Source organism: Cohnella soli, assembly GCF_042655525.1.
Classification (GTDB): domain Bacteria; phylum Bacillota; class Bacilli; order Paenibacillales; family Paenibacillaceae; genus Cohnella; species Cohnella soli.
Genome location: NZ_JBHSMI010000008.1, coordinates 97,592 through 109,528 on the forward strand (window position 1 = coordinate 97,592; position 11,937 = coordinate 109,528).

At 52.7% G+C, this 11,937-nt stretch carries 11 protein-coding genes; all 11 read left to right on the plus strand.

Annotation, left to right across the window (positions count from 1 at the left end):
* Nucleotides 1–16: 16 nt before the first annotated feature.
* The 11 genes from sucD (at nt 17) to fliF (ending at nt 11,934) form a co-directional block, all read left to right on the plus strand.
* The gene (sucD, locus tag ACFPOF_RS04170; protein WP_378129875.1) at nt 17–943 is read left to right on the plus strand and encodes a succinate--CoA ligase subunit alpha; all 927 of its coding nucleotides are present in this window, start codon (nt 17–19) and stop codon (nt 941–943) included.
* Nucleotides 944–1,095: 152 nt separating this feature from the next.
* On the plus strand, nt 1,096–2,316 hold the full coding sequence (gene dprA, locus ACFPOF_RS04175) for a DNA-processing protein DprA (RefSeq protein ID WP_378129877.1): 1,221 nt from the start codon (nt 1,096–1,098) through the stop codon (nt 2,314–2,316).
* 59 nt (nt 2,317–2,375) lie between these two features.
* A complete protein-coding gene (gene topA / locus ACFPOF_RS04180) occupies nt 2,376–4,472 on the plus strand; it encodes a type I DNA topoisomerase (RefSeq protein ID WP_378130086.1) in 2,097 nt (698 codons plus the stop codon).
* 83 nt (nt 4,473–4,555) lie between these two features.
* Entirely contained in the window at nt 4,556–5,887 is a 1,332-nt protein-coding gene (trmFO, locus tag ACFPOF_RS04185; protein ID WP_378129879.1) for an FADH(2)-oxidizing methylenetetrahydrofolate--tRNA-(uracil(54)-C(5))-methyltransferase TrmFO, read from the plus strand.
* A 94-nt stretch (nt 5,888–5,981) separates the two neighbouring features.
* The gene (hslV, locus tag ACFPOF_RS04190) at nt 5,982–6,530 is read left to right on the plus strand and encodes an ATP-dependent protease subunit HslV (RefSeq protein WP_378129881.1); all 549 of its coding nucleotides are present in this window, start codon (nt 5,982–5,984) and stop codon (nt 6,528–6,530) included.
* Nucleotides 6,527–7,948 (plus strand): ATP-dependent protease ATPase subunit HslU, encoded by a 1,422-nt coding sequence (hslU, locus tag ACFPOF_RS04195; protein ID WP_378129883.1) that lies wholly within the window; start codon nt 6,527–6,529, stop codon nt 7,946–7,948. The genes hslV and hslU overlap by 4 nt, the downstream gene beginning before the upstream one ends.
* A gap of 68 nt (nt 7,949–8,016) precedes the next feature.
* Nucleotides 8,017–8,787, plus strand: coding sequence for a GTP-sensing pleiotropic transcriptional regulator CodY (codY, locus tag ACFPOF_RS04200; RefSeq protein ID WP_378129885.1), 771 nt, complete (start codon nt 8,017–8,019; stop codon nt 8,785–8,787).
* A gap of 261 nt (nt 8,788–9,048) precedes the next feature.
* Entirely contained in the window at nt 9,049–9,456 is a 408-nt protein-coding gene (gene flgB, locus ACFPOF_RS04205; RefSeq protein ID WP_378129887.1) for a flagellar basal body rod protein FlgB, read from the plus strand.
* 3 nt (nt 9,457–9,459) lie between these two features.
* Entirely contained in the window at nt 9,460–9,906 is a 447-nt protein-coding gene (gene flgC, locus ACFPOF_RS04210) for a flagellar basal body rod protein FlgC (RefSeq protein WP_378129889.1), read from the plus strand.
* A gap of 60 nt (nt 9,907–9,966) precedes the next feature.
* A complete protein-coding gene (gene fliE, locus ACFPOF_RS04215; protein WP_378129891.1) occupies nt 9,967–10,266 on the plus strand; it encodes a flagellar hook-basal body complex protein FliE in 300 nt (99 codons plus the stop codon).
* A gap of 93 nt (nt 10,267–10,359) precedes the next feature.
* Nucleotides 10,360–11,934 (plus strand): flagellar basal-body MS-ring/collar protein FliF, encoded by a 1,575-nt coding sequence (gene fliF / locus ACFPOF_RS04220; protein WP_378129893.1) that lies wholly within the window; start codon nt 10,360–10,362, stop codon nt 11,932–11,934.
* Nucleotides 11,935–11,937: the final 3 nt, after the last annotated feature.

Here is an 11,937-nt window from a genome sequence, read left to right on the forward strand (position 1 = left end):
CGGGGAGTGTATAATCATGAGTATCTTGATCGATAAGAACACCAAGGTAATCACCCAAGGCATCACGGGCGCGACGGGAGCGTTCCATGCCAAAGGTGCACTGGAATACGGCACGCAAATGGTCGGAGGCGTAACGCCGGGTAAAGGCGGCCAAACGATCGATTTCGACTTGGAGAACGGGTCGAAAGTAACGTTGCCGATTTTCAATTCCGTGAAAGAAGCGGTAGCGGCTACGGGCGCAACGGCATCCGTTATTTATGTTGCTCCTCCTTTCGCGGCAGATTCCATTATGGAAGCGGTCGACGCGGAACTTGATCTTGTCATCTGCATTACGGAAGGCATTCCGGTGCTTGACATGGTAAAAGTTAAGCGTTTCATGGAAGGCAAGAAAACGCGGTTGATCGGACCGAACTGCCCGGGCGTTATTACGCCGGACGAAATCAAAATCGGCATTATGCCGGGTTATATTCACAAGAAAGGCCACGTCGGCGTCATTTCCCGCTCGGGTACGCTTACGTACGAAGCGGTTCACCAATTGACGACGAACGGCATCGGTCAATCGTCCGCAGTCGGCATCGGCGGCGACCCGGTTAAAGGCTCCGAGTTCATCGACATCTTGAAGTTGTTCAATGAAGATCCGGACACGTATGCGGTCATCATGATCGGCGAAATCGGCGGTACGGCAGAAGAAGAAGCGGCCGAGTGGATCAAAGCGAACATGACGAAACCTGTCGTTGGCTTCATCGGCGGCGCTACCGCGCCTCCGGGCAAACGGATGGGACATGCCGGCGCGATTATTTCGGGCGGCAAAGGCACGGCGGCGGAGAAGATTTCCGTCCTCGAAGCTTGCGGCATTCGCGTAGCCCCGACACCATCCGACATGGGCGCGACATTGATCGCAGTGCTTGAGGAAAAAGGCATGCTGGAAAAATGCAAAAGCTAATGTTACATTTAGCTTAATAGATTCAATCGCGCGATTCGCATAAGACGACGCGCGCGACGGCAAGGCAAGAAGCCTTCTGCCCCCTTTAACGAGGGAGCGGGAGGCTTTTTGGCGTTAACGGTCGAGCGTTCCATACGAAGGAAGGGGAGTCCATGATGGCAGGAAGCGGTGTGTTCGGTAGACAGAGTAACGAAGCGGAGACGCAATCAGCAGTCGTAAGAGCGGTGACATTCAAAGAAGCAAGGCGTACGGGAATGCCGAGGGAGGCGCTTATCGCGCTCCATGAAACAGAGGGCGTAGGACGAATTACGATTGCGAACGTATTTTTACGTGGCTTATCCAAAGGGAAAGGTGCTCTAGCGAACGTTCATCGCTACAGGGAGCAGGATTGGAGGGACATGGGATTGTCGCTGAAGCAATCGCCAGCAGTTGCGGCAAATTTTCTTCCGGCATCGATTGAGCGCATGTGGGCGAGGCACACGGCGAAACAGCTACAAGTCGTCACTTATTTAGACGATGACTACCCGGAGTTGCTTCGACATATTGCCGACCCTCCCTGGGTTCTTTATTACAAAGGGGATTGGAATCTTGTTCATCGCCCTTGCATCGCAATCGTCGGAACCCGACTCGCGACGGGGTACGGGAGGAAGATGGCGGAAGATGTTGCCAGAGGCTGCGCAGCGCGTATGACGGTCGTCAGCGGATTGGCTAGGGGAATAGACGCCTACGCCCACGGCGGAGCGCTGAAAGGCGCATACGGGACGATTGCGGTGCTAGCGGGGAGCGCTGAAGTATGTTACCCGCCCGAGAACAAAGCGTTGTATGAGGAAATTGCCACTCGCGGTCTGATCGTCTCCGAAAGCCCGCCTGGAACGATTCTCCGTCCGGGCTTGTTTCCACTGCGTAACCGTATTATCGCGGGGTTGTCGTTTGGCGTCGTTGTTGTCGAAGCGGCGCACAGGAGCGGAGCCCTGATTACGGCCGATCTTGCGCTTGCGTATGACAGGGACGTATTCGTCGTGCCGGGGCAGGCGACTTCGCCGCGTTGTTTGGGAGCGTTAGAATACTTTCGCAAAGGGGCACATCCGGCGCTCGACGAAAGTGATATTTTCAACATGTACAGCCATCGTTTGCCTGAACCGCTACCTTCCGCAGACGGGGAAAACAACGTTACGCCAGGCGATCGGAAATTGGCGCCGCTGACGGCTGCTGAGCGACCAATCTATGAAATTTTGCTCGATCAGGCTTGTTCTATCGACGAGCTTGCGGTAAAATCCGGGTTGACATTTGGACATTTAAACGCCGTTCTGCTATCTTTACTAATGAAAAGACGAATTCATCAACAACCGGGATCCATATATCATGTCCTGTAAAGATGACATAAGCAGTTCAGGCACGTGAACTTGTCGGCAGTAGGAGAGGAGGAATGGACGTGGCGGATTCGCTCGTTATCGTAGAGTCGCCGGCGAAAGCCAAGACAATCGGCAAATATTTAGGCAGCAAATTTATCGTCAAAGCGTCCATGGGGCACATCCGCGATTTGCCCAAAAGCCAGATCGGCGTTGAGGTAGAAAATGATTTTCAACCGAAATACATTACGATCCGCGGCAAAGGAAACGTTTTGAAAGAGCTTCGCGACGCGAGCAAAAAAGTGAAAAAAGTTTATCTCGCGGCTGACCCCGACCGTGAAGGGGAAGCGATCGCCTGGCATCTGGCCCATTACTTGGAGCTGGACGAGAAGGAAGACTGCCGGGTTGTGTTTAACGAGATTACGAAGCAGGCGGTTAAGGACGCATTCAAAAGCCCTCGCCCGATCGACATGGATCTCGTCAACGCTCAGCAAGCGCGCCGAGTACTTGATCGGCTCGTCGGCTACAAAATCAGTCCTTTATTATGGAAGAAGGTTAAAAAGGGTCTGAGCGCTGGGCGCGTACAATCGGTTGCGGTGAAGTTGATCTACGATCGCGAGAACGAGATCAATGCGTTTATTCCCGAAGAATATTGGACGATTACCGCATTTTTAATGAAAGGGAAGTCGGCTTTCGAAGCCAAATTCCATTCCGTAAGCGGCGAGAAGAAAGAATTAAAAAGTGAAGCCGACGTGAAGGAAATGCTGGCGATGATGGGCAACAATCCGTTCGTCGTCGGCGATGTGAAGGAGAAGGAGCGTCAGCGCAATCCTTCGCCTCCGTTCATTACGAGTTCGCTCCAGCAAGAAGCCGCACGCAAACTAAATTTCCGCGCTTCCAAGACGATGCAGATCGCTCAGCAATTATACGAAGGCGTCGATCTCGGCAAAGAAGGCACGGTCGGTCTCATTACGTACATGCGTACCGATTCGACCCGTATTTCGCCCGTTGCTCAGGAAGAGGCGAAAGAATATATCGTCGGCAAGTATGGCGATGCTTACATGCCAGAGACTCCTCGCGTATATTTGAAGAAAAATGCAAGCGCTCAGGACGCGCACGAAGCGATTCGTCCGACATCTGCGCTTCGCGATCCGGAGTCGGTCAAGGCGTTCACTTCCAAAGACCAATTCCGGCTATATAAGCTCATTTGGGAACGGTTCGTCGCAAGCCAAATGTCTTCCGCCGTGCTCGATACGATGACAGTCGATCTGAACAGCGGACCTGTGACGTTCCGTGCGACCGGTTCCAAGTTGAAGTTCCCTGGCTTTATGAAAGTGTACGTCGAAGGGAACGATGATGGAACGACGGAAGAAGATCGCTTGCTCCCTGCGCTCGCTACCGGCGATATTGCTAGTTCGGAGCGGATCGAACCGAAGCAGCATTTCACGCAGCCGCCGCCGCGTTATACAGAAGCTAGACTTGTGCGCATGCTCGAGGAGCTTGGCATCGGTCGTCCGAGTACGTTTGCACCAACGCTGGAGACGATCCAGAAACGCAATTACGTCGCGATGGAAGAGAAGAAATTCATTCCGACGGAACTCGGCGAGCTTGTGATCCAACTGATGGAAGAGTTTTTCCCGGAAATTTTGGACGTGGAGTTCACGGCTAACATGGAAGGCGATCTCGACCACGTGGAGGAAGGAACCCAAGACTGGGTCAACGTCATCGGCGATTTCTACAAATCGTTCCAGAAGCGGCTCGATGTCGCGGAAGAAGAAATGAAGGAAATCGAAATCAAAGACGAGCCTTCCGACGAGATTTGCGAAAAATGCGGCAGTCCGATGGTGTACAAGATGGGGCGTTTCGGCAAGTTTCTGGCCTGTTCGGGATTCCCGAATTGCAGAAACACAAAGCCGATCGTCAAGGAAACGGGCGTGCAATGCCCGAAATGCGCCAAAGGCCACGTCGTCGAAAGAAGAAGCAAGAAGGGGCGCATATTCTACGGTTGCAATCTTTATCCGGAATGCGACTTCGTGTCGTGGGATAAACCGGTCGCCAAGCCATGCCCGAGCTGCGGAGGCCTAATGGTTGAGAAGCGCTCGAAAGGCGAGACGAACATTAATTGCACGGTTTGCGGCCATTCGGAGCAAGCCGAAGAATCGGAAGAAGCGGCGGAATAACGTCCGCGGCATCGGGAAGAGCGTTGCGACAGCTTATCTGTTGCCCTCGGAGTATTCAGACACGCCCTAGGAGGTAAGCCGTTTTGAAAGAAGTTCAATCCGTGACGGTCGTCGGCGCCGGCCTTGCCGGCAGTGAAGCGGCCTGGCAAATCGCCAAGCAAGGCGTACCTGTCACTTTATACGAAATGCGCCCGGTTAAGCGCACCCCTGCGCACCATACCGGAGACTTCGCGGAGCTTGTTTGCAGCAACAGCTTAAGGGCAAACGGTCTCGCGAATGCGGTCGGCGTGCTGAAAGAGGAGATGCGCCGGCTTGACTCGCTTATTCTTTCTTGCGCGGACCAGCACGCAGTGCCAGCGGGCGGCGCGCTCGCTGTAGACCGCGAAGGCTTCTCCGCCGAAGTGACGAATCGTTTGAGGAGCCACCCGCTGATTACAGTCGTCAGCGAAGAAGTTCAATCGATTCCTCGCGAGGGCATCGTAGTGATCGCTACGGGACCGCTCACATCTTCCGAATTGGCGGAAGACATTAAGTCGCTGATGGGCGAGGAATACTTCTATTTCTTCGATGCGGCCGCTCCGATCGTCGAGAAAGATTCGATCGATCTTGACAAAGTGTTCCTGGCGTCTCGTTACGACAAAGGAGAAGCAGCGTATTTGAATTGCCCGATGACAGAGGCTGAATACGATGCTTTCTACGAAGCGCTCGTGACGGCGGAAACCGCGGAAGTGAAAGACTTCGAAAAAGAGATGTACTTCGAAGGCTGCATGCCCATTGAAGTAATGGCGAAGCGCGGCAAGCAAACGATGTTGTTCGGGCCCATGAAGCCGGTCGGACTTGTCGATCCTCGCACGGGCATTAAATCCCATGCGGTCATTCAATTGCGTCAAGACAACGCTGCAGGTACTCTTTATAACATCGTCGGTTTCCAAACCCATCTCAAGTGGGGGGAACAGAAGCGGGTGTTTTCTATGATCCCAGGGCTTGAGAACGCGGAGTTCGTACGTTTCGGCGTCATGCACCGCAATACGTTTATTAATTCGCCGAAACTTCTGAAGTCGACTTATCAGTTCCTGAATCGGGACTCTCTGTTTTTCGCGGGGCAGATGACCGGTGTCGAAGGTTATGTGGAGTCCGCTGCCTCCGGTCTCGTGTCGGGTATTAATGCAGGCCGCCTGGCGCGCGGATTGGAGCCAGTGACGCTGCCGCAGCATACGACGCTTGGCAGTATGGCCCATTACATTACGACGGCGGATTTCAAGCATTTCCAGCCGATGAACGCGAACTTCGGATTGTTCCCGCCGCTTGATCGGCGTATGAAAAGCAAAAAAGAGAAAAACGAAGCAATCGCCGCGCGTGCCCTCGAAGGTATCGAAGCGCTTAAAGCCGAGCTTCATAGCACTTCCGGATTGTAACCAAACGAGCAGCGGCCGCGTATAAGACATAAGCCGCTGCTTTTGCGACTTTATCCGCCATTAAAACGATTAAGAGATCGGGGAGGGACTTCCGATGGAGATGAGCTTTCACGCGACGACAATATGCGCTGTTCGTCACAACGGCAAAGGAGCGATCGCGGGCGACGGTCAAGTGACGTTCGGCAACAGCATGGTCATGAAGAACACTGCGAAAAAGGTGCGAAGACTTTATCGCAATCAAGTGCTCGCCGGCTTCGCCGGATCGGTCGCGGACGCGATCACGCTGTTCGAGAAATTCGAAGGGAAACTGGAAGAGCACAACGGTAACTTGCAAAGAGCAGCCGTCGAGCTTGCCAAGGATTGGCGCTCCGACAGAGTGCTGCGCCGGCTTGAAGCGATGATGATTGTCGTTGATGCAACGGGAATGTTGTTATTGTCAGGCAACGGTGAAGTCATCGAACCGGACGACGGCATACTTGCGATCGGTTCCGGGGGCAGCTTTGCGCTGGCGGCAGCCAGGGCGCTGAAACGCCATGCGCCGCACATGGACGCTAAAGAGATTGCGCGCGCCGCGCTGGAGACGGCAGCGGAAATTTGCGTATTCACCAACAACAATCTGATCGTAGAGGAGATCGGATCATGAGATTGGAAAAAGGGAAAATCGAAGTCGCTGCGAACGAGTCGATGACGCCTCGCCAAATCGTGGCGGAGCTTGATAAATATATCGTCGGGCAGAAGCCGGCGAAAAGATCGGTGGCGGTCGCCCTGCGCAACCGTTACCGGCGCAGCAGACTTCCGGAGGAAGTGCGGGACGAGATTGTGCCTAAAAACATTTTGATGATCGGTCCAACGGGCGTCGGTAAAACCGAAATCGCTCGCCGGCTTGCCAAGCTCGTTCATGCCCCGTTCATTAAAGTGGAGGCGACGAAATTTACCGAAGTCGGCTACGTCGGGCGCGATGTCGAGTCGATGGTGCGTGATCTCGTCGAGACGGCGATCCGTATGGTCAAGGAAGAACGTACGGAGAAGGTCAAAGACAGGGCGGAGAGAGCCGCTAACGAAAGATTGGCCTCTTTGCTCGTGCCTTCGCCTTCGAAGCCTAAAAACGGCAAAAACCCGCTCGAGATGCTGTTCGGCGGATTAACGACGCCGAGCGATGAGCCGGAGCCGGTAGATCCCGGGTTGCATGACAAGCGTCGCGACGCCAAGGCGAAACTGGATGCCGGAGAATTGGAGAACGAGACGATCGAGATCGAAGTCGAGGATAATTCGCCGAACATGCTCGACATGCTTGGGGGACCCGGGCAAGATCAACTGGGCAACATGCAAGAGATGCTCGGTCAGTTTCTTCCGAAGAGACGCAAGAAACGCCGGTTGACGGTGAAGGAAGCGCGCAAAGTGTTGATCGTAGAGGAAGCGAACAAGCTGATCGACATGGACGACGTCATCTCGGAATCGGTTCGTCGCGCGGAGCAATCGGGAATTATCTTTATCGATGAGATCGATAAAATCGCCGGAAGCGGGCGCGGTCAAGGCCCCGACGTTTCCCGCGAAGGGGTGCAGCGCGATATTTTGCCGATCGTCGAAGGTTCGACCGTCATGACGAAGTACGGCCCGATCAAGACGGACTACGTACTGTTTATCGCGGCGGGCGCATTCCATATCGCGAAACCGTCCGATCTTATTCCGGAGCTGCAAGGACGTTTCCCGATCCGTGTCGAGTTGAGCAGTTTGTCCGCGGACGATTTCATCCGAATACTGACCGAACCGGAGAACGCATTGACGAAGCAATATACAGCGCTCCTCGAGACGGAAGGCATTACCGTCACATTTAACGAAGCCGCGATCACGGAGCTGGCACGGATGGCGCAGGACGTCAACCATAATACTGAGAATATCGGCGCGAGGAGACTGCACACGTTGCTTGAGAAGCTTCTTGAAGATTTGAGCTTCGAAGCGCCCGAACTTCAGCTCGAGTCGATGGAGATTACGTCGGAATACGTACGTGAGAAACTTTCGTCGATCGCGAGTAATAAAGATTTAAGCCAATATATTTTGTAATTAATTAGAGTTCACATTGACACACCATTAAGAAGCTTGTCGTTCGTCGCATTGGGAGGAAAGCATTCATGACGCTGTTGATGAAAACCCGAACGCTAAACAAACTGCTTCAGGAAGCGGCCGGTAAGCCGCTGAATTTCCGCGAGATGGCGGAAAGGTTAAGGGAAACGATGCAAGGCAATGTATTCGTGCTGAGCAGGAAAGGGAAAGTACTCGGATCAGCTCACGCTTCGGCATTCTTGGACGAATGGCTAAGGAGCGTTCAGGGCGACGATCCGAGATTCCCGGCGGAGACGAACGACCGGCTTCTTCGTATCGCGGAGACGGCAGCCAACGTATCGTCAGATGAGGAAATTTTAATCCCAATTGAATCGGCTTTCGCCGGAGAAATTGTGACGATCGTTCCAATCATTGGTGGCGGAGACCGACTTGGGACTCTAGTCCTATCGCGTGAAAACCGTTCATTCGGCGAAGATGATCTGATTTTGGCTGAATACGGCTCTACGATTATCGGCATGGAAATATTGCGGGAACGGGCGGAAGAACGGGAGACGGAGGCGAGAAGCAAGGCGATCGTATCCGTCGCCGTAAGTTCTCTATCGTTCAGCGAACTTGAAGCCGTCGAGCAAATCTTCGAAGTGCTGGAAGGCAAAGAAGGTTTGCTTGTCGCGTCGAAGATCGCTGATAGAGTAGGCATTACGAGATCTGTTATCGTGAATGCTTTACGTAAGCTGGAAAGCGCCGGCGTGATCGAGACGCGTTCACTCGGCATGAAAGGTACTTACATTCGCATTTTGAATGTTCAACTGCTGCAAGAGCTCGAACAACGCAGAAGCTGAGCACAAAGGCAATTGGCAGTTAAGCCCATTCTTCCATATGGAAGATTAGGGCTTTTTTCTTATTGTCACGAACCTCTCCGTAAGTAATGATGTTCTTAGAAAATTTTAATATGACGCTTTCTGTATTTTTTTTGCTGAAATCAGTTTTTCCTGTCGGATGAAGCAGGAAAAAGAAGGATTTGCGTGGAATACAGTGGAGTTGAAATGACGAACTAGCTGGTTTTATGTCGAAATATCATGTTTCCTAGGAGTGGAACACGGATGGAAGTATTAAGCGGGGCTTCGTTTCACCGACTGGAAAGTGCGATTAACGCCGCAACGATGAGGCAGCAAGTACTGACGAATAACATCGCGAACGTAAATACCCCCTATTTTAAACGCTCCGATGTTGCTTTCGAGGAGTATCTCGCTCAAGCGATCGGTTCAGATGGCAATAAGACCCTCGCGATAAAAGTGACCAATTCACGGCACTTTCCGATGAATGCTTCTAATCCCGCGCCCGAGGTCGTAACGGATTCTTCGACGACATTTAACAATGACCGCAACAACGTCGATATCGAGAAGGAAATGTCTATGCTTGCGGAAAACCAACTTAGGTACAATCTGCTTAGTCAGCAAGTCAGCCATGAGGCGAAAATGATGCGAATCGGAATAGTGGGGAGTGCGTAACGGATGAAGCTCGAAGGGTTTAATATTAGCGCGTCGGCGTTATCTGCCCAGCGGCTGAGAATGGACGTAATCGCAGCCAACATCGCGAACGCCGAGGTGACGCGCGCCGGTTACGTGAACGGGAAGTTCGTCCCGTACCGTCGGAAGACGGTCGTCATGGAAGCCGTTCAGCCGAAATTCCAGGACGTATTTGCTCAGAAATTAAACGCAGGGGCTGCCCAAGGCGTTCAAGTGACGGCGATTAAGGAAGATAAGTCGCCTTTTAAGCAAGTTTACAATCCTTCCCACCCGGACGCGGATGCGAACGGTATGGTGTACATGCCTAACGTCGATATGCTGAAAGAACAGGTGGATTTGCTTGAGGCTTCCCGTTCCTACGAAGCGAATGTCACTGCTTTAAACGCAAGGAAATCGATGTTTATGAAAGCTTTGGACATTGGACGACGCTAAGTCTGGATAGAACGGGCGAACCGGATGCTTACTTAAATAAAGAAAATGTGGGGTGTTGACATGATAGTGAATCCGATTTCGTCCGTATCGCTTCTGAATCAAGTGCAAGGCGTGCAAACAAAGGCGACGCCGGCGGAAGCGACTGAAAGCTTTGCCTCCTTCCTGAAAGGTGCGCTGGACAGCGTTGCCGCCCAAGAGCAGAACGTACATAGCTTAAACGATAAATTTCTCGTTGGAGAAGTCGACGAGAACAAAGTCATGATTGCTGCCACGCAAGCGGAACTAAGCTTGAATCTGACCGCGCAGGTGCGCAACAAGGTCATCGAGGCTTACCAAGAAATTATGCGCATGCAAGTATAACGGTAAAAGATAAAGCAAAGTTGCAAACTGGCGGCGGAACGTTGGCGCTCAAACGTCCCGTTCCCCGTCTTAACCCGCAGGTGAGGTGAAATCGTGAACGAGAAGTGGGCAAGGGTCCAGGAAAAATTGCTAGGTTTCTGGAACCAATATAGCAAAACGCAAAAGTGGGTCCTCGCCTCAACAGCAGCCTTGTTGCTATTTGCGATTATTTTATTGACTTATTTGTTTACCCGTACGGAATACGAAGTGGCGTTCTCGAATTTGGACAGCGCGGACGCGGCATCAATTATGGAGGAGTTGGACAAGGGCGGCATCAGCTATAAGCTTGGGGACGCCGGAACGAGCATCTCGGTGCCGAGCGCATCAGCGTCGAGAGTCAAAGTCGATATTGGATCGAAGGGGCTTGTTCAGAGCGGCTCAGTCGGAAGCTTCGCCAAAATGAGCGAGTCATCTTCTGCACTTGGTATGACGGAAGATGAGTTCAAGGTAAAGTATTTGAATGCATTGAATGGCGAAGTTCAGCAACTCCTCATGAGCAAACAGGGCATCTCCCGAGTTAAAGCGCTCGTTACGTTGCCGGAAGAGTCGGTATTCCTGAACGATTCCGATAAAGAAAAAGCTAACGCAGCTGTCGTAATTACGTTTAAGCCAGGTTTCAGGCCGAAACAGGAAGAGGTCGACAGCTACTATAACCTCGTTAAGTCTGCGGTGCCTAATTTGAGCGTGAAAGACATTACGATCACAAGCAGCACGGGCGACTTGCAGCCTTCTGATGCGCTTGGCGGCGAAGGCGGGACTTCGCTCGGCGGCACCTACCAGAACCAGTTCGAAATTCAGAGTCAGTTCGAGAATACGATCAAGCGGAACATTACGAACTTCCTGAATAAGATCGTCGGTCCTGACAACATGGTTGTCAGCGTCGTCTCAACGCTGAACTTCGACAAGAAGCAATCGACAGAGCAACTTGTTCAACCGTTGCCTAACAACGATAACAAAGGCATCGTTATCGGCGAGCAAAATCAAAGTGAAACTTATCAAGGCGCTGACGGAAAATCAGGCGGCGTAGCCGGCGTCGGTGAAACTGACGTGTCCAACTATCCGGCCAGCGGTTCTTCCGGTTCGTCTTCGTCGGAGAAAGTATCGAGCACGATCAATTACGAAGTAAACCGTATTACAAATAATATCGACTACGGTCCTTATAAAGTGAAGGATATTTCGATTAATGTCGGCGTTGACTCCACGAACATGACGCCGGAGAGGTTGACGGAAATCCAAAACGTGCTGCGGAGCAGCGCAAGGACGCTGCTCGCCGACTCGGGACTTGAGCTGACGGACGAAGCGTTGGCGCAGCGAGTGACGGTATTGTCCCAGCCATTCTCGCAACTCGACGGTTCCGGCGGCGGTACGACGCCGTCCTCTTTCTGGCTTGCTGGAGCGGGCTTGCTGGCGCTCGCCTTGCTGGGCGGCGGAGGTTATCTGATCTACCGTCGTCGCAAAGCGGCCCGTGAAGCGGAAGAGCTCGCAGCGTTGCCGAAAGTGGAGATGCCGACGATCGATCTCGACGGCGTCGCGAACGAAAGTCAAGTACGCAAGCAATTGGAAAGCTTGGCCAAGCGCAAGCCGGATGAATTCGTCAACCTTCTCCGGACTTGGCTTGTGGATGAATAGAGG

Coding starts and splice junctions, on each gene's coding strand:
- hslU (WP_378129883.1), top strand. CDS start 6,527: ATGAGATTGGAAAAAGGGAAAATCGAAGTCGCTGCGAACGAGTCGATG.
- flgB (WP_378129887.1), top strand. CDS start 9,049: ATGGAAGTATTAAGCGGGGCTTCGTTTCACCGACTGGAAAGTGCGATT.
- codY (WP_378129885.1), top strand. CDS start 8,017: ATGACGCTGTTGATGAAAACCCGAACGCTAAACAAACTGCTTCAGGAA.
- flgC (WP_378129889.1), top strand. CDS start 9,460: ATGAAGCTCGAAGGGTTTAATATTAGCGCGTCGGCGTTATCTGCCCAG.
- sucD (WP_378129875.1), top strand. CDS start 17: ATGAGTATCTTGATCGATAAGAACACCAAGGTAATCACCCAAGGCATC.
- hslV (WP_378129881.1), top strand. CDS start 5,982: ATGGAGATGAGCTTTCACGCGACGACAATATGCGCTGTTCGTCACAAC.
- fliE (WP_378129891.1), top strand. CDS start 9,967: ATGATAGTGAATCCGATTTCGTCCGTATCGCTTCTGAATCAAGTGCAA.
- dprA (WP_378129877.1), top strand. CDS start 1,096: ATGATGGCAGGAAGCGGTGTGTTCGGTAGACAGAGTAACGAAGCGGAG.